Below are 16,073 nucleotides of genomic sequence, written 5' to 3' on the forward strand. Positions count from 1 at the left end.
TTCGATCACCAGCGGTAGCTGACGCTGCCGCCGAACGTGCGCGGCTTGTTGTAGCGGACCGACAACGGATAGCCGGCCTGCTGGAACTTGAGGACCTCGACCTGCTGGTCGGTGAGGTTGCGCACGAAAAAGGCCGCCTGGACTTTGCCGACATCCACGCCCACGCGGGCGTTGACGTTGTCGAAGTCGGACATCGGGATATAGGGCGTCGCGATCGTCACCGTGTCCTGGCCGCCGCCGCGCTGACCCGAATAGCTCAGGTTGACGAAGCCCTTGACGTCGTCGGTGATCGACTGCCTGAAATCGATGCTGGCCGACATCGTCCAGTCGGGGATCTGGGCGACCGTCGAACCCTGGACCGGCAGGCCCGAGACGCCGGTGGGAACGTCGTGAAAGCGCGCGCGCTGGTTGGCCGCGTTGAGGCCGATCGAAAGCCTGCCGGACCCGATGGCGAAGCGCCCATCGAGTGCGACCTCGAAGCCGCGCGCATGAATCGTACCGCCGTTGACGTTGAAGATCTGCTGCGCGGTGCCGCAGGCATTGGTGACGGTGCAGCCGTCGTTGATGCTGGTGATGGCGTCGGTGGTCCGCGACAGATAGGCCGAGGCCCGTACGAAGACGGTGTCCAGGATGCTCGACTTCACGCCGGTCTCGTAGCTTACCGTGTTTTCGTTGCCGTACGTGTCAACGAAGGGATTGGGCGCAGCATCGTTGAAGGTGCCGTTGTTGACGGCGCCCGCCCGGTAGCCGGTTCCGACTTTGGCGTAGAGGAGCGTGGCGGAGGCATCGGGCGTTTTGTAGCTGGCCGTGAACGTCCAGGTCGGTTGGTCCGCCTTGAACGAGAAGGCCGTCGGCGTGCCCACGATCCGGTTCGTGTACAGCGAATAGACGGTCAGCGCCGAGCGCTTGTAGTCGTGCGTGAAACGCCCTTCGCCAGAAAGGGTTACGGGGCCCAGCGCATATTGCAGCGAGGCGTAGGCCGCGAAGGAATTGACGCGCTGGCGGGTGTTGTTGTCGGTGCCGAATGCGTTTGGGAAGGGCGTGGGGCAGTTGGTCGAGGTCGAGAGCGGCTTGACGCAGACGGGCTCGGTCGGGGTGCCGGTGCACAGGCTGCTGCCCAGCCGGAACAGGCAGGGCGAGGTCGCCGCCGTCCGGCGATAGGTGTCGCGCTGAACCAGGCCTTCGGCGCCGACCAGCCATGTCAGGCGTCCGCCGTTTGCCTCGCCGGCCAGATGCAGGTCCTGGTAGAACGTGCGGTCCTTCACGTCGGTCGTCGTCTGTCCGAAGGGATAGATGCCAAGCTGCCCGGACTGCTGTAGCGCGATCTCGGTCGCAAGGTCGACGGCGGCCGCGAATTGCTGGCTCGAGCGCCAGCGCGTTCCCATCGTTGTCGAGGTCAGCCTGGCCCAGCCCAGGTCGTAGTCGGCCAGCAGCATCACGCGCTGGACCTTCTGCTGCAGGCCGTCCTGGCCGCTGTGCGGGATCGTGAAGCGCGACTGCGTGAACCCTTGCGGCAACTGGGCGTTGACGCCGCCGCCGGGCACCACGAGGCTGTTGACGAAGCTCGGCAGGTCGAGGTCCTGCGCATCGACCAGCAAGGTGACGTCGAGCGGCCCGGAACGATAGCGGATCTGGCCGCGCGCGGTCCAGCCGCTGGTTCGGTCATAGTACTTGCGGTTGGCGGGGTCATAGTAGAACCCCTTGGACTGACCATAAGTCTCCGCCCCGATCCGCACCGCGACATCGTCGCCCAGCCGCTGGTTGACGACAGCGGCCAGCCGGTTCTGGTTCGATTCCGCCGTGAAGGTGTCGCGGACGTAGCCGGAATTCTCGAACCGGGGTTTGGCCAGGACGATGTTGACGACGCCGAATTCCGAGTTGCGTCCGTAGAGGCCACCTTGTGGGCCCTGGAGCACTTCCAACCGTTCCAGGTCGAAATAGTCGAGCGTCTTGAAATTGCGGCCACCAAGCGTGCTGCTGCCGACATAGGCGCCGTTGACGAACAGCCCCACGCCCGAATCCGCACTGGTCGCGCGCTGCGTGCCCGATCCGCGGATCGACAGTTCGGCGAGGTTTTCGGAGGCGACATCGTTGAAGCGAACGCCGGGTGTCGTGTTCAACAGGTCGGCCGTGCCGACGACCGGCCCCTTGGCTTCGAGCTGTTCGGCCGTGACCGCCGCGATCGTGCCGGGCACATCCTTGATGCTTTCCTCCCGCCGCCGCGCGGTGACGGTGATGTCATTGCTGTTGCCGCTTTGCGTTTGCGCCCCGCCGGGCTCGACGGTTTGCGCATAGGCCGGCGTGCCTGCCAGCAGCGCCAGGCCTGCGGTCGTGACGAGCAAATTCCCCATTGCACCCCGTTTCATCGCATTCACTACCAAATAAGTTGACTAAGGCGTAATCCGCATATCGCCCGACAATGTCAAATTCATTGTACGACAATTTTTGATTGTGATCCGGACAATCGAACTTGCAGCGCACTGGGTCCGGCCATAGATTCAGGCCGCGGACGAAGGGCGCCGATACCTGTCGCAGAAAGATATTTGCTTGAACATCAACGCCATCCAGCCTGACCCGTTGCCCACCGCCGACCATGTCGCCGAGGCCCTGCGCCTGCGCATCCAGCGCAGCGAGATCGCCCCGGGGGAGTGGATCCGCGAAGCGAAGTTGTGCGGCGAGTTCGGCATTGGTCGTTCGGTTGCGCGCCGCGCGCTGCGCACGCTCGCGGATGACGGACTGATCGAGCTGGAGGAGAATCGCGGCGCGCGGGTCTCGGAAACGACGGTCGAGGAAGTCTTCGACCTCTACGAAGTGCGGGCGGCGCTTTACGGGCTGGCCGCCCGTTTCGCGTGCCTGCGGGCCTCGGACGCCGCGATTGAACGGATGCTGATCAAGATCGACAGCCTCCTCCTGGCGGCCGAACAAGGCGCAGCCGCCGAGGAGATCATGGACATCAGCGAAGCGATCTTCACCGACATGACCGCCAACGCCAGCGTGGACGCCCAGCGCATGATCGAAGCCATCCGCCGCAAGACGCGCTGGCACTTTTCCTACGTGGCCTTGGCGATCAATGCGAACGGCAGCGGCCCCTATGTCTTCTGGCATCACATCCGCACCGCGCTGGTCGCGCGCGATGCCGAAAAGGCGGCTCAAGGGGCACGTGGGCTCATCAATTTCATGCAGGACGCGGTCTCGCGCATCCTGCTTGCCCGCGGGGTCGGTCGAACTTCGGTTCCCGTGGCGAGAAAATGACGATGATCGTGCGCACCATGGCCAGGGGCCTGCTCGTGGCCGGCCTGCTCTGCGGGCCCACTCTCCTGCATGCCCAGGCACCTCGACCGGGTTCCGCCCGTACGGCGCAGGAGGTCCCGCCCGGCCCGATGCGCGATCTCGTCGACTACGTGCAGGGGCAGCGCACCACCGGCTTCCTCGTCATCCAGGACGACCACGTCGTTGTCGAGCGGAACTGGGCCGCACCGGCTGCGGACAAGGTCTTTGCCTCCTTCGCCTACGAACGCTCCGGGGACGGGGCCCTGCTGGAAGACGTCGCCTCGGCACAGAAAAGCTTCGTTTCGGTGCTGGTCGCGATCGCCATCGACAAGGGACTCATCGATGTCGAAAAGCCGGTCTCCGCCTATCTGGGTCCGGGATGGTCCAAAGCGTCGCCCGAACAGGAATCGGGCATCCGTGTGCTCGACGTCCTCACCATGAGTTCGGGACTGGATGAGCGGTTCGCCTATGTCGCGCCTACGGGAACACGGTTCTTCTACAATACCCCCGTCTACGCCGTCACGAAGCGGCTACTGACGGCGGCATCCGGCCGGCCGCTCGAGGCTATCACGCGGGACTGGCTGACGGAGCCGGCGGGCATGAGGGACACCGCATGGCGGCAGCGCCCGCTGGCGCTTGCCGGCGTGGGCAATGCCACCGGTCTCGTCACCACGCCGCGCGATATCGCGGCGTTCGGTACGATGATCCTCAAGGGCGGCATCGGCGCCGATGGCAGGCGGGTGGTGTCGCAGGCCGGGCTCAAGGCGATGCTGACGCCCTCGGCCGCCAATCCGGCCTATGGGCGGTTGTGGTGGCTGAACGGCAGCGCCTATACGGTCCGCGCTTCGGGCAGAGCCGAGGGGCCACTGGTCTCGGCTGCCCCGGCCGACATGGTCGCTGCCTTGGGAGCGCTAGACCGGCGGCTTTACATCGTTCCCAGCAAGCGCCTGATTGTCGTGCGGACAGGTGCAGCAGCTGTGGACAAGGATTTCGACCAGAAACTGTGGGTGCACATCATGGCGGCGCTCGGATCATGAGCCGGCCCGGGCGCGCAGGGGTAACAGCTCGAGGCTGCGGCGAGGCCGAGTATTCATGCCGTAGAGGGTGGGAGGGATGCACTGGCACCGATCAGGGTAGCCAGTTTACCAGCTTAACCTTCACCAGCATGCTACTCGAGGCTGAAAATACGCATCAGCATGGATGGTCGGGGACGGTGGATGGACAACGTCTTCATCGAGCGGCTCTGGCTTAACTCAGCCGCCAATCTGTCCGAGAAAGCAGGGCCACCTCACTTGGACGAGACCCCTGACGCCTTCGCCGCTGAACTGAATAAGCAATGGCCTGCTTGGCTAAGCCCAACGGGCTCCGCTGCGCAGGCCATTGCTCAACCCCCGCTCATGCGCAACAAAGCTGCCCGGCTCTAATCCGCGCTGGTAGATACCGGGGAGGCACGTCAGCCTCTTAGAAGCTATAGCCCATCGACACACCATAAGTTCGCGGAGTTCCGCTCATCATCGAATATGTGCCGGGCGCTACGTAGAGCGTGGTTGCGTAGTGCTTGTCGGTGAAGTTGCGCACCCACCCAGCCAGGGAAAGGCCGTTGGCCATTTCGAATTCAAGCTGGGCGTTGCCGAGGAAGTAACCCTTGATCGCCTGATAGTTGTCGAGTTCGGTGTAGTAGTCGTCGATGAAGCGACCGTTGACCGACGGCACCAGTTTCATGCTCTGGGTCAGCGGTATTTCATAGCGGATCGAGCCGGTCAGCGTCATCTTGGGAGCAAACGGCAGGTCATTACCGATTCGGCGTTCGCGCTCGGCTTCGCTGTCAGACCACATCTCGAGGATCTTGCTGTCGAGCAGCGAGACTCCTGCCTGGATGTCGAGGCCGGAGATCGGTCGAACCGTCACGTTCGCCTCCGCACCGTACGTGCGTGCGCTGCCGACATTGGTGCGGATATTGCTGTTGAGACCGTTGATCATCTTGTTGAGGCTGGCCTGAAGGTCGTTGAAGTCGTTGTAGTAGATAGCGGCATCGATCTGCACCGGGCCGCCGCGCGGAAGAAACTTGATGCCGGCCTCATAAGTCCACACCCGCTCCGACTTGAAAGGATTGGTCTCGGGCAGAGTGAAGGAGGTCGATCCGTCGAAACCGCCGGACTTGAAGCCCCGGCTCACCGAGACATAGGCGCTTGCAGCGCTGGAGAACTCGTAGCTGACATTCAGGCGGCCGGAGAGGCTGTTGTCCGAGAAAGTCCGGTCGAAGGTGAACGGCAGCGCGCCGAAGACCGCCTGGGCTATGCTGACGCCATAAGGATCGAGATCGACTGTCGAACCGTCGTAAGTGCTGTGGTCATGACTGTAGCGTAGGCCAGCACCGATCTTCCAATGCGCACCGAGCTTGACGCTGCCGTCGGCGAAAGTGCCGTAACTGCGGCGGCGCTGGGTGTAGTCGGCCTGCAGCACGCTCAGCACCGCGTCCGTCAGGTCGAGATCGCTGCGCAGGCGAACCTTGTCGCGATAGGCCGTGGCGCCCACCACCCAGTCGGCCTGGCCGGGATTTGCATTCTGCAGGCGGACTTCGGCGGTGCCCTGCTCCACATTGTCCCGATAGATGCTGTCGCCGATGCGCAGCGGCACGGCGTCGCCATTGGCTGCGTAGTGCTGTTTCAACTTCTCGTATCCCAGGATCGCGACCAGCAGCATGTCGTCACCGATCTTCTGGTTCAATGTGCCCGAAGCTCCGTAGCTGGTCTTGCCAAGCGAAGGCGCGATGGCGGCGTCGGTCGTGTAGGGCTTGTTGGGGGCAAAGCCCTTCATCGTCGCCGTACGCTCGAACAGCTGGGCCGCGCCGCTTTCATGGAAACCGTGCGCATTCAGCGTGATGGAGGTTCCACTAGCCGGCTCGAGAAGGAGGATTGCCCTGCCACCGTAGTATTGAGAACGGTTCGCCTTCTGATCGACGCCCGGATCCGGGAGGGCCGGAACGGCGGGATTGGTCGATCCCGTGGCGCCTTGCGTGCCCAGATTGGTCATGAAGCCGTCGGTATTGTCGAAAACCCCGGCAACCCGCAGCTTGACGCCTTCGGCAAGCGGTCCGCCAACGGCGGCTTCCGCACGCCAGGAACTGAACCGGCCGTATTCGCCCCTGGCCTTGCCGGACCATTGGTCGCCCGGCTGATTGGAGATGATGTTCACCGCGCCGGCCGTCGTGTTCTGGCCATAGAGGGTGCCCTGCGGTCCTTTGAGAATCTCGACCCGAGAAACGTCGAACATCTGTCCGCCTACCAGCGCGCCCGATCCTTGGTAGACGCCGTCGATGCTGACGGCGGCCGAGGGGTTGCCGTTGGGCCTGAAATCATCGTAGCCGATGCCGCGGATGGTGAAGGTCTGGATGGTCCTACCACCCGAAATCTGTGGCGACACGACGACGCCGGGCGTCAGGCGCGAGACGTCGACCAGGTCCTTGGCCCCCGATTCCTCAAGCATCCTGGGGCTGACGACGCTTACGGAGGAAGGCACGTCGACCAGGCGCTGCTCGCGCTTCTGGGCGGTGACGACGATGTCGCCCTGGCCATCCGAGGGCAGGCTGGCGGGCGCTTCCTCGGCGCGAACGGCGGGTGCGGTCAATGCCAGGACGGCCGAGCCGGCCATCAGGACGGTCAGGCGGCGCTTAAGCGGAACGTTTATCGGCGATGTCATGGGAAGAAATCCTGGGAGAGTTTTGGACATGCGCTCCCGGCCGCCGATCTCGCGGTCGGCGCCTTGGAGCATGCATTTTACGGCGAAATCAGGTTCGGTTCGCGGCGACCTCGTCACGCGCGACGGTGCGGGCACCGCACGTAATCAGCAGGCCGCCGAGCAGATAGGCAAAGCTGACGCAGGCAAGTGCATATTGGAGCGCCTGCGTGCCGAAACCGGCAGCGAGGCGGTCACTGAGCCAGCCTGCGATGGCGGGGCCTGACCCCATACCGAACAGGTTGACGATGAGAAGGTAGAGCGCCGTCGCCATGGCGCGATTGCCGTTGCCGGCGAGGCGCTGCACCAGAGCGTAGGCAGGTGTGGTGGCAAGCGAGGCGAACAGCGTCATCGGCGCGGCCAGCCAGAGCGCGGCGTGAAGATTGGGGGCGAAGAGGAACATCAGGGTGAGCGGCGTTGCCAGCACGAACGATGCGGCCGGAAGCCGGATCGCCCATCGCGGATCGATCCGTGCAAGCACGTCCCCCAGCATGCCGCCCACAAGCAGGGCTACAATGGTTGCAAGACCCATGATGAGCCCATAGCTGGCGCCGACCTCCCCTGCCTTGAGACCGTATTCTCGCATCAGGAATGCCGGGATCCAGTTGAGCGTCGCGGCGGAGCCTACGGTGGCAAGCGCCATTCCGGCGCAGAGCAGGGCATAGCTTCGCCGCGAGAGCAGTAGCGAAACGGCCTCGCGGATCGTCATCGGCCGATCAGCGGGCGACCTCCCAGATGTTGGCGCTTTCGAAGGTTCGCGAACCGTCGTGAAAAGCAGGAAAGCAAGGAACGGGGCCGGCACCGCGCCGACCAGGAAGGCTGCACGCCAGCCCCAGTGATCGGCGACCCAGCCACCGGCGGCATTGGCGATCATGAAACCGAGGCCGCCGATCACCACCGTCGCCGATAGCGCCGTAGCACGCCACCGCGCCGGGAAGGTGTCCGAGACCAGCGCATGTGTGGAGGGAATTCCACCCGCCTCGCCCATGCCCACGCCCAGTCTCGCCACAAGCAGGACAAGGAAGCCGGGCGCCAGACCGCACAGGGCCGTCATCGCGGACCAGACCAGAAGCGAGCAGCCGAGAACCAGTACCCGCCGCCCGCCATCGGAATAGCGCGCAACCGGCACCGCCATCAATGAATAGACCAACGCGAAGGCAAAACCGGTCAGAAGGCCGATCTGGGCATCGCTTACGCCCAGATCGTGCTTGATGCTCTCGACCAGGATCGCCACGAGATAGCGATCGTAGTAGCCGAGCAGCGAGATGAAGCACAGCAGCGCGAGCACGTAATACGCCATCGCGCGCGGGCGGGCTGTAACTCCCGGCATCGACGTTGTTGTCGATGCCGGGATACCGCCGTCTGTAAGGGAGTCGGCGAGCGAAGCCATGATTATTCGCCGGCCAGCGCGGGCTCGCGCACTTCGGTTTGCTGGAGGAAAGGCATGCCGAAACGAGCCCGGAAATCGTCGAGGTCGAAGGTGCATTCGTCGAGAGCGACCAGTTCTTCCGCGCTCATTTCCGGATGCTCGTTGCCATACCATTCCTTGTAGAGCGGCAAATCGGAGGCGAATGCCTTGTAGTGGGTCGAATAGGCGCGCAGGCGAAGCTGTGGCTGCTCGCCGGCAAGATCGAAGGTCATGAGGCGCAGCCAGCCATCGCCGATACCGTCAAGGATCGGCGCATCCGAACCCGTCGCCTTGAAGCTCTGCTTGCGGCACTGGTAGTTCACGAGGAACTGGTAGACCTTGTGACCGAAGGCATTTTCATCGATGCGGTTCATCACGCCATGGAAGTGACCGTTGAGCGTGCACAGGATCTGGTCGTTGGGGGCGACCAGCTTTTCCCAAAGCATCTGAGGGCTGTTGCGGTCGGGATCGATGCGGGTCAGGTCGAAGCAGTCGATCGACTGGCGTTCGCCCTTCTCGTTGATGAATTCGTGGATCGAGATGATCGTGGGCAGCCCCCGATAGATGTCGATCACCGATTGGGCCCATTCCACGATGTCGTCCTGCGGGCACATCTCGATGCCGATATGCAGGAAGCGATAGCCGCCACCTTCGAAGATCTGCGCCGCGTTGCAACCCGCCTTGTACGAAGCGACGTACCAGGGCTTGTCCTTGAACAGGTCTGATTCGCTGCCGAAATGCGCCGTCCAGTTGTCGAGCGAACCTACGTGCAGGGATCCCAACCCGAAGGACATGCCGTCGCGTATCCAGCCATCGGGCGCCGGCGGGTTCGAAGGGTCGCTCCAGATGTTGTCGTGGTCATGGTTGCCGGGCACGAGGAAGAACGGCAGGTCGTCCGCGATGATCTCCCAGGCGGCGCGAACGGCGGGAATTTCTACTTCGAGAACTTCCTTGGGCGATGCCGGGATCAGCGCTTCGATCGCCGGATTGTCGATCGAGACGACGCCGCGCTCCACATGGGGGGCATCGGGCGCCCAGGCGCTGGGATGCTGCCAGCTGTCGCCAAGGCCCGATACGAAGGCAATGTCGCCGCCATTCTTGCGCGCATTGCGCGAGATGTAGTGCATGACGTCCCACAGCATTTCGCGGGCGTTGAAGGGAAAGCCCGCCTCGCGCTGGTTGCGGTAGCTGGAGTAGTTCTGCGTATCGCAGATGACAGCCACGGTGAACGGATCGGTTGGTGTGGTCATGGTGAACTCCTGAACATGTTTACAGCCCGCCGGGGATGCCGGCGCAGCGGTTCCTCCCTGAAGCGATCTGTGAAGCGGGCGCAGTCCGTCGCCTCCGGACGGCAGGCCGTCCGGTGCTCAGCAAGGCGTCATTGACACAAATCGTTCACGAATCGAAACGGTTGTACAGTTAAGATTTGCGTCTTGCGGTTCCGTGACAGCTCGTAAAATTTTCTCTATCCAACCCAACTCGAAGACGTCAGTAGCCTTTTTTGGCGCAAAATTGTCGGTCATTAGCCATTCACCCTTGTCCGCCTGACGCAGCACACCTAAGAGTGCCCAATCACCTCGACGAAGCGGACTTTTCCAAAGTCGAACGACTGTACAGGGCCTTGATGACGACGAGCGAATCCGATGCGCCCGAGGCCGGCAATGAAGTGCCGCAGGCGCTTCGCCTCAAGGAAGCGGCTTATTCGCTGGCACGTGACGCCGGCCTCGCCGCGCTCAGCGCGCGCAGTCTGGCACGGGAAACAGGGATGAGCCCGTCTTCGATCAATTACTATTTTGGCAATCGCGAACTGTTGATCTCGGAAATTTGCGATCGCGCCATCGCCACCTCCCGAACGTGGCGCGAAGGCAGGGCTGCGGCTCAGGAAAACCGGGTTCCGGCATGGGCGGATCTCCACGACGTCTTCACGAGCCTGCTACAGGATCGGCTGAGCCAGAGCACCGGCGTGCTGGCACTGCTGCAGGAACTCGAACACGAAGCGGCCGGCTCCGATCAGGATGGGGTGCTTGCAGCACTCAAAGCGGAGACGGACGCGGAAGCTGCATTCTGGCGCCAACTGGCAACAAGCTTCGGCGAGACCTCACAGGCGTCAGAAGCCTGGGCGAGCCTCGCCCTCGGGTTGACCAGCCTGCTGCTGTCGGAACCCGAGGCGCCGGTGAGATCGGCCTGGATTTCCGGGCCGGCAACGCGCTTGCGCCAGCGTCTGTCCGGCCAGCCGGTCACGTTCGTGCGGCTTGGCGGGCCTGATGCAGCGCGGCTGGCATCCGAAGCGCCGGCTAACGAGACGGCGGAGAACATCCTGCACTGCGCCCTGGAGGTCATTGCAGAAAAAGGGCCCGAGCGACTGGCCCAGCGCGAGGTCGCCGCTCGTGCCGGTGTGTCACTTGCTTCGGTCACCTATTTCTTCCGCACCAAGACCGATCTCATAAGCGCCGCCTTTTCCGAACTGTGTCGAATGCATTGCGCGACCCTGACCGACGAAGCCTTGCCCGATGACCGCCCGGTTGAGGAATCTCTGGCGTTTCACGACAAGGCAAGCCTTTCGGGCATGGCAGCCATGGACGCGCTCCTCAGGGCATCGGTACGAATGCCTGAACTTGCGGCAACTGCCGATCTCATCCGCCAGACGCGCGGCGTCGCCTCGCTCGTGCTGCTCCGAAGGGGTGGTTTAATCGTCGATCATCTCGATGCCTATCTCTGGGCCTGCCTGCATTCAGGGAAGTACCGGATGATTCGGCTCGAGGCGGAAGACCAGCGCCCGTCACTGATGGACAGGGCCGCAACTGCCAGTCTCGAAACGGTATTCGCTAAAACATGAAACTGAAGCCTGAAAATGTGTTGATCGTAAATTTTGAAACTCCACATTGGAATATTGATTTAACCAATCAACCGAACATCTAGAATAATAAACTATCGCAGATTGCAATTTTTCCGTGAGATAAAACCATTATAGTTAAATTTTACGCCCCGTTTATAAATTACCTCTTTCATTGTGCTCGGCGTCCGAAACGGTACTATTAGTATCGACAACGATCTTCTCGACATTGCTTTAGCGATGCGCAAGGAACTTGGGGGTCGGGGTCGAGCAACGAATCCTCAACAACTTTTCGCGGCTGGATATGCCGCTTGTTTCGAAAATGCCGTCATTCACGTCGCCGGCAAACGGATGGGACTTGCTTAGCTACAGTACCTGGTCATGCTCGTGTTATGGGAAAATGCGCCGCAAACGGTCGGTTCACTTGAAACACGGCCGCTTCTCCAAAGTAGAACGCTTACGCGCCTGCTCAAGCGGATGGAGGCGGCCTTGCTCGTTTCGCGCAATCGCGATCCCACCCATGAACGCCACCTCCTTGTCACACTGACCGACGCCGGCCGGAGGCTGAAGGACACCGCCCGCAACGCTGCGCAGACGATGTCAGCCACTCTCAGGCCCGAGGGTATCGACCATCTGCGCGAAAGCGTACGCGTGCCGGTCGCGATTCTGGCCCTGCCAGTGGAAAGTGGGAGACCGAGGGACGCCCGCCTCCCATCATGATGCTTCAGGACCTGGCGTTGTAGTCGTGGACGACCCGGATTCCCTCAAGAACCATCGTCATCGGGATCGAGTACCCGGCGATCGTCTCGAGCGGCTGAATCGGCAACAGTTCCTCGTTCGGCCCCTCGCCGAACTTCAGCGTGGCAGGGCCCGTCGTGGGCGTACCGAAGCTGGTGTCGCGCATGATCTGCTGCACCAAGTCATGCACCGGCGGCCTGCCGGAGGGCGGTATCGTCAGGTCGGGCATGTGGCGCATGCCGGTCAACGGCAGCAGCGCGGTATAGAACGACAGAGCGTCCATCGCGATTTCCCGCTCCGGGGTGTAGCCCATGTCGACCACGCGATTGCCGAAGCGCGAAACGGTGCGACGAATCGGATGACCGAAAGCACCGTCGAGCGGCGATCCGATCCGCCCTATCAGCTCATGCCGCGACGTATCCTGGAACTCTGCGCCCTTGGAGGTCGCACCGATGAACCAGCTTAATACGATCAGCCAGTCCTTGTCGCACCACTGGAAGGCCGAGAACATCGTCGGCTCGCCATTCAGCCTGGCCGGAATGCCGATCACGCACACGTTGTAGCCGGTCTGTCCCGGATCCATCGTCGCCGGGTCCATATCCACCGGATGACAGGTGAGCCGAGGCGACCACAGGAAGCATTCGCCGCTGTCGTCGAGCGGCTCCAGCGGCTCCGGCAGGTAGCGGGCCAGCGCCTCGGGAGCGGCGCGGAAGTGGATGAGCAGAAGATCGCCCGCGAACTTCCAGGGCAGCGCATGGGCCATGGCGGCATTGCCGCTCGGCGTGAACGGCCGCGTGAAACCTTGGGTCATGTCAGCCCTCCCCCCCGGCTTGCTGCGTGGCAGCGAAGCGCTCCATCATCTCGTTGTGCTGCGCCTCGGCCTCGTCGAGGCGCTTGGCGGCGAGCGCAGCGCAGGGGAACCCTGCCTCCTGCCCGGTCACGATTAGCACTTCCTCGATCTCCGCACGGGTCGCGCCGTTGCACAGGGCACCACGCATGAAGAACCGCGTCTCTTCGCGCCCCAGCGCAGCGAGAACGGCGAGCGCGACGAACATGCGGGTCTTCATGTCCAGCCCATCACGCTCCCAGACCATCGGGCCGATCTGCGTCATCACGAAGCGGTTCATGCCGACCGGTCCTTCGTGCAACTGGCTGCACAGTTCGCTGCCGTAGATTTCGCCGAACATCCTTTTGAAATTCGCAGCGCCACGCGCAAGATCGGGATCATCGTAAGCATAGTCTTGGTCACGCATCAAACTGGACCTTCCCTGGTTCCGAGCGACAGCACTACGAAGGCGGCACGGCGCGCATCGGGGCATCCGCCTTACGTCCCCCCCCTGGACGAAGCGGCGCGAAAGGCCCGAAGGCGCTGGCTACCGCGCCCACCTTTACCCTTTGGACAGCGCCGCACCGATCGCCGATTGACCAATAGGGTATGCGAACTGCGCATGTTGCGGCTCGCTGCGAACCGTTCGTTCCGAAATGGGATCCAGTCACTGCCCCGCATTTCAGATCGGCGCCTGAAGGCACCCTTGGTATACCATATGCGCATCAATCAGAGCTTATGACTAATCCGCCAGAAAATCGCCAAATTTACGCCTAAAACCTTGGTTTTCAGCATGTCTTGCCACAGATTCAATCACGCAGCGGCGCGAAAATGCCACTGGACTTAGCGAACAGACATGACAGTTTTGTACTCAAGAAAAGCAAACAGGGTGAGTTCTGAAAGGCCTGTCAGGGATCACTCCCGCGTCGGGTGGCAACGCATGAAATTGCGACCACGCCGACGTGCGGGCACAACGAGGGAATTAGCGCGATGACGAATGCACGCTGGATTGTGGGCGCCTCCATGGCGGCGCTCGTGCTGGGCGCACAGCCCGCCTTGGCACAGGACGCCTCGACGCAACAAAGCGCAGACGGCGAACGCGCATCAGGCGGCGGGAACGACATCGTCGTTACCGCACAGCGCCGCGAGCAGAGCCTACAGGAAGTGCCGCTTGCCGTATCGGCGGTGAGCGAGGACATGCTCGTCGCCCAGGAAGCGACGTCGACGCAGGGTCTTCTGCGCATGTTCCCGAACGTTTCGGGCGGCCAGGTATCGGGCGCAGGCAACAACAACTATTCGATTCGCGGCCTCAACAACGCGGAAACTGCAGCGACGTTCGACTCCCCGGTCGGTACTTACATCGACGGCGTCTATCTCGCCCGCGTCAATTCCAACAACTTTGCGCTGTTCGACATCGAGCGCATCGAAGTCATGCGTGGTCCACAGGGAACCCTGTTCGGCCGAAACACCACCGGCGGCGCCATCAACGTCGTGCTCAAGAAGCCGGGCAAGGAAATGGGCGCCTCTATCGAAGGGTCCTACGGCAACTACGATTCCAAAAGCCTGCGTGGCTCGATCGACATGCCCATCGCCGAGAACATCCGCACTCGCCTGTCCGGCTACTGGATGGACGAGGACGGCTATGTCAAGAACGTGACCACCGGCGGAACGGAGAACGATCACGACGGTTGGGGCGTGCGCGGCGCGGTCAGCATCGACCTGTCGTCGGCCGTGACCTGGGACGTCGCCGTCGATCACATCCACGACGAAAACTCGCTGATCCCGTCGACCAAGGTGGACGGCGACTGGGTTTCCCGCTCGGGCCTGCAGAAACTGGGCTCGCTGGTGACCGGCAAGAAGGGTGATATCAGCCCGAACAGGGTGATCAACGACACCACCGGAGTCACCAGCCACCTGTCGATCGATGCCTCGATCGGCAAGATCCAGATCATCACGGGCTATCGCCATCTCCTGTCGCAGTACAGCTTGGATTACTTCAACAACCCCTCGCCCATCGGCGGCTACGATTCGGTCCAGTATTCCAAGCATAACCAGTTCAGCCAGGAAGCGAACATCTCGGGCGAGCTGTTCGGCGGCGTCGTCGACTATACTGCCGGTCTATTCTACTTCCACGAATACAACGACAGCGACTTTACGACCGTGTTCCGGCTCGGCAGCGGCGCGCCGTTCATCGATGCCGATCGCACCGTGTTCAACACGACCGATAGCTTCGCGCTCTACAGCCAGCTCGATTGGCACCTGACCGACAAGCTGACCCTGACCACCGGCGGGCGCTGGACGACCGATCGCAAGAAGATCCACTACGAGGACAACGGCAACCCGCGCGCTTCCGCGCATCCTTCGGACCAGTTGTTGATCAATGCCGGCATCCCGCTGCGGCAGAGCGCATCGCTGTTCACCCCGCGCGTCGCGCTGGCCTACCAGGCGACGCCCGACGTCATGCTGTTCGCATCGGCCACCAACGGCTTCAAGTCAGGCGGGTGGAACGTGCGCGCCACCGCCGCCAACTTGCTCGGCAACTTCAGCCCCGAGAAGACCTGGTCCTTCGAAGGCGGCCTGCGGTCCGAATTCCTGGACAACAAGGTCACCTTCAACCTGACCGGCTTCTACGGCGACACCACCGATCTCCAGATCGCGACGGCGAACGGCGCATCCAATGCGGGCGCGCCGGTGTTCCCGGTCGGCAACTTCTCGGACTTCCGCAGCTACGGCGTCGAACTCGAAGCCAGCGTCCGGCCCACCGCCGGACTGTCGATCTTCGCCAATGGCGGCTACAACAAGACCGAGTACACCAACCCTGCCATCCAGGTGCTCAACCAGCAGGCGGCGTGCGAGGCGGCGCTGGCGGCGGGGCGGACGTCTGCCAACTGCGGCAACGGTATCATCCGGGCCGACGGCACCATCGCCGACCCTATGCGCGCACCCAAGTACACCGGGACCGTCGGCTTCACCTGGGACGTGCCGGTCAGCAGCAGCTGGTCGCTGGTGCCGTCCGGCTCGCTGCGCTACGTCAGCAGCTTCAACGTCAATGCAGCGCAGCTCGCCACGACGTACGACAACGGCTACACCCTGCTCTCCGGCTCGCTCGCGCTTGAGAACAAGGACGCCGGCATGCGTTTCTCGATTGGTTGCGAGAACTGCACCGACCAGACCTACCTCGTCGCAGTCATTTCCGGCTACCGCTACTATTCGCCGCCGATGCGCTGGACCGCCCGCGCTCGCTTCGACTTCTGATGAACTTT

At 62.6% G+C, this 16,073-nt stretch carries 11 protein-coding genes and 3 pseudogenes; 8 read left to right on the forward strand and 6 right to left on the reverse strand.

Annotation, left to right across the window (positions count from 1 at the left end; translation table 11 throughout):
- Positions 1 to 5: 5 nt before the first annotated feature.
- Positions 6 to 2,351: a TonB-dependent receptor gene (locus tag ACFFDA_RS03135; protein WP_404478141.1), complete on the reverse strand. Its 2,346-nt coding sequence runs from the start codon at positions 2,349 to 2,351 to the stop codon at positions 6 to 8.
- A gap of 196 nt (positions 2,352 to 2,547) precedes the next feature.
- Here ACFFDA_RS03135 and ACFFDA_RS03140 point away from each other — a divergent pair, with 196 nt between their 5' ends.
- From ACFFDA_RS03140 to ACFFDA_RS03155, 4 genes and pseudogenes are all read left to right on the forward strand, one after another.
- Positions 2,548 to 3,252, forward strand: a complete 705-nt coding sequence (locus ACFFDA_RS03140; protein ID WP_404478142.1) for a GntR family transcriptional regulator — start codon at positions 2,548 to 2,550, stop codon at positions 3,250 to 3,252.
- Between the two features lie 2 nt (positions 3,253 to 3,254).
- Positions 3,255 to 4,307, forward strand: a complete 1,053-nt coding sequence (locus tag ACFFDA_RS03145) for a serine hydrolase domain-containing protein (protein ID WP_404478143.1) — start codon at positions 3,255 to 3,257, stop codon at positions 4,305 to 4,307.
- An 86-nt stretch (positions 4,308 to 4,393) separates the two neighbouring features.
- A pseudogene (locus ACFFDA_RS03150) lies at positions 4,394 to 4,517 on the forward strand (IS3 family transposase); the annotation flags it as partial.
- A gap of 51 nt (positions 4,518 to 4,568) precedes the next feature.
- Positions 4,569 to 4,694, forward strand: a pseudogene (locus tag ACFFDA_RS03155) (IS3 family transposase); the annotation flags it as partial.
- Positions 4,695 to 4,731: 37 nt separating this feature from the next.
- On the opposite strand, the gene ACFFDA_RS03160 reads toward ACFFDA_RS03155, so the two are convergent.
- The 3 genes from ACFFDA_RS03160 to ACFFDA_RS03170 form a co-directional block, all read right to left on the reverse strand.
- Complete coding sequence (locus tag ACFFDA_RS03160) at positions 4,732 to 6,969, reverse strand: TonB-dependent receptor (RefSeq protein WP_404478144.1); 2,238 nt, start codon at positions 6,967 to 6,969, stop codon at positions 4,732 to 4,734.
- An 88-nt stretch (positions 6,970 to 7,057) separates the two neighbouring features.
- Complete coding sequence (locus tag ACFFDA_RS03165) at positions 7,058 to 8,335, reverse strand: spinster family MFS transporter (RefSeq protein ID WP_404478145.1); 1,278 nt, start codon at positions 8,333 to 8,335, stop codon at positions 7,058 to 7,060.
- Positions 8,336 to 8,397: 62 nt separating this feature from the next.
- Positions 8,398 to 9,663, reverse strand: a complete 1,266-nt coding sequence (locus tag ACFFDA_RS03170; RefSeq protein ID WP_404478146.1) for a serine/threonine protein phosphatase — start codon at positions 9,661 to 9,663, stop codon at positions 8,398 to 8,400.
- Positions 9,664 to 9,977: 314 nt separating this feature from the next.
- On the opposite strand from ACFFDA_RS03170, the gene ACFFDA_RS03175 reads away from it, so the two are divergent.
- From ACFFDA_RS03175 to ACFFDA_RS03185, 3 genes and pseudogenes are all read left to right on the forward strand, one after another.
- Complete coding sequence (locus ACFFDA_RS03175) at positions 9,978 to 11,249, forward strand: TetR family transcriptional regulator (RefSeq protein WP_404478147.1); 1,272 nt, start codon at positions 9,978 to 9,980, stop codon at positions 11,247 to 11,249.
- Between the two features lie 159 nt (positions 11,250 to 11,408).
- Positions 11,409 to 11,585: pseudogene (locus tag ACFFDA_RS03180) on the forward strand (Ohr subfamily peroxiredoxin); the annotation flags it as partial.
- Positions 11,586 to 11,627: 42 nt separating this feature from the next.
- Positions 11,628 to 11,966 (forward strand): MarR family winged helix-turn-helix transcriptional regulator, encoded by a 339-nt coding sequence (locus tag ACFFDA_RS03185; protein WP_404478148.1) that lies wholly within the window; start codon positions 11,628 to 11,630, stop codon positions 11,964 to 11,966.
- A 4-nt stretch (positions 11,967 to 11,970) separates the two neighbouring features.
- Here the strand turns inward: ACFFDA_RS03185 and ACFFDA_RS03190 are convergent, their stop codons facing one another.
- Both ACFFDA_RS03190 and ACFFDA_RS03195 read right to left on the reverse strand, forming a co-directional pair.
- Positions 11,971 to 12,795, reverse strand: a complete 825-nt coding sequence (locus ACFFDA_RS03190) for an acetoacetate decarboxylase family protein (RefSeq protein ID WP_404478149.1) — start codon at positions 12,793 to 12,795, stop codon at positions 11,971 to 11,973.
- Between the two features lies 1 nt (position 12,796).
- Entirely contained in the window at positions 12,797 to 13,237 is a 441-nt protein-coding gene (locus tag ACFFDA_RS03195; RefSeq protein ID WP_404478150.1) for a carboxymuconolactone decarboxylase family protein, read from the reverse strand.
- Positions 13,238 to 13,800: 563 nt separating this feature from the next.
- Between ACFFDA_RS03195 and ACFFDA_RS03200 the strand changes: the two genes are divergently transcribed.
- Entirely contained in the window at positions 13,801 to 16,065 is a 2,265-nt protein-coding gene (locus tag ACFFDA_RS03200) for a TonB-dependent receptor (protein ID WP_404478151.1), read from the forward strand.
- The last annotated feature ends 8 nt before the right edge of the window (positions 16,066 to 16,073 follow it).

Origin of the sequence: Novosphingobium sp. BL-52-GroH (assembly GCF_044813085.1) — a bacterium.
Taxonomy (GTDB): Bacteria; Pseudomonadota; Alphaproteobacteria; order Sphingomonadales; family Sphingomonadaceae; genus Novosphingobium.

What these genes read in the sequence shown, in the direction of transcription:
- ACFFDA_RS03195 (WP_404478150.1), bottom strand. Translation starts at nt 13,237, where the DNA reads ATGCGTGACCAAGACTATGCTTACGATGATCCCGATCTTGCGCGTGGC.
- ACFFDA_RS03170 (WP_404478146.1), bottom strand. Translation starts at nt 9,663, where the DNA reads ATGACCACACCAACCGATCCGTTCACCGTGGCTGTCATCTGCGATACG.
- ACFFDA_RS03145 (WP_404478143.1), top strand. Translation starts at nt 3,255, where the DNA reads ATGATCGTGCGCACCATGGCCAGGGGCCTGCTCGTGGCCGGCCTGCTC.
- ACFFDA_RS03200 (WP_404478151.1), top strand. Translation starts at nt 13,801, where the DNA reads ATGACGAATGCACGCTGGATTGTGGGCGCCTCCATGGCGGCGCTCGTG.
- ACFFDA_RS03165 (WP_404478145.1), bottom strand. Translation starts at nt 8,335, where the DNA reads ATGCCGGGAGTTACAGCCCGCCCGCGCGCGATGGCGTATTACGTGCTC.
- ACFFDA_RS03160 (WP_404478144.1), bottom strand. Translation starts at nt 6,969, where the DNA reads ATGACATCGCCGATAAACGTTCCGCTTAAGCGCCGCCTGACCGTCCTG.
- ACFFDA_RS03190 (WP_404478149.1), bottom strand. Translation starts at nt 12,795, where the DNA reads ATGACCCAAGGTTTCACGCGGCCGTTCACGCCGAGCGGCAATGCCGCC.
- ACFFDA_RS03185 (WP_404478148.1), top strand. Translation starts at nt 11,628, where the DNA reads ATGCTCGTGTTATGGGAAAATGCGCCGCAAACGGTCGGTTCACTTGAA.
- ACFFDA_RS03135 (WP_404478141.1), bottom strand. Translation starts at nt 2,351, where the DNA reads ATGGGGAATTTGCTCGTCACGACCGCAGGCCTGGCGCTGCTGGCAGGC.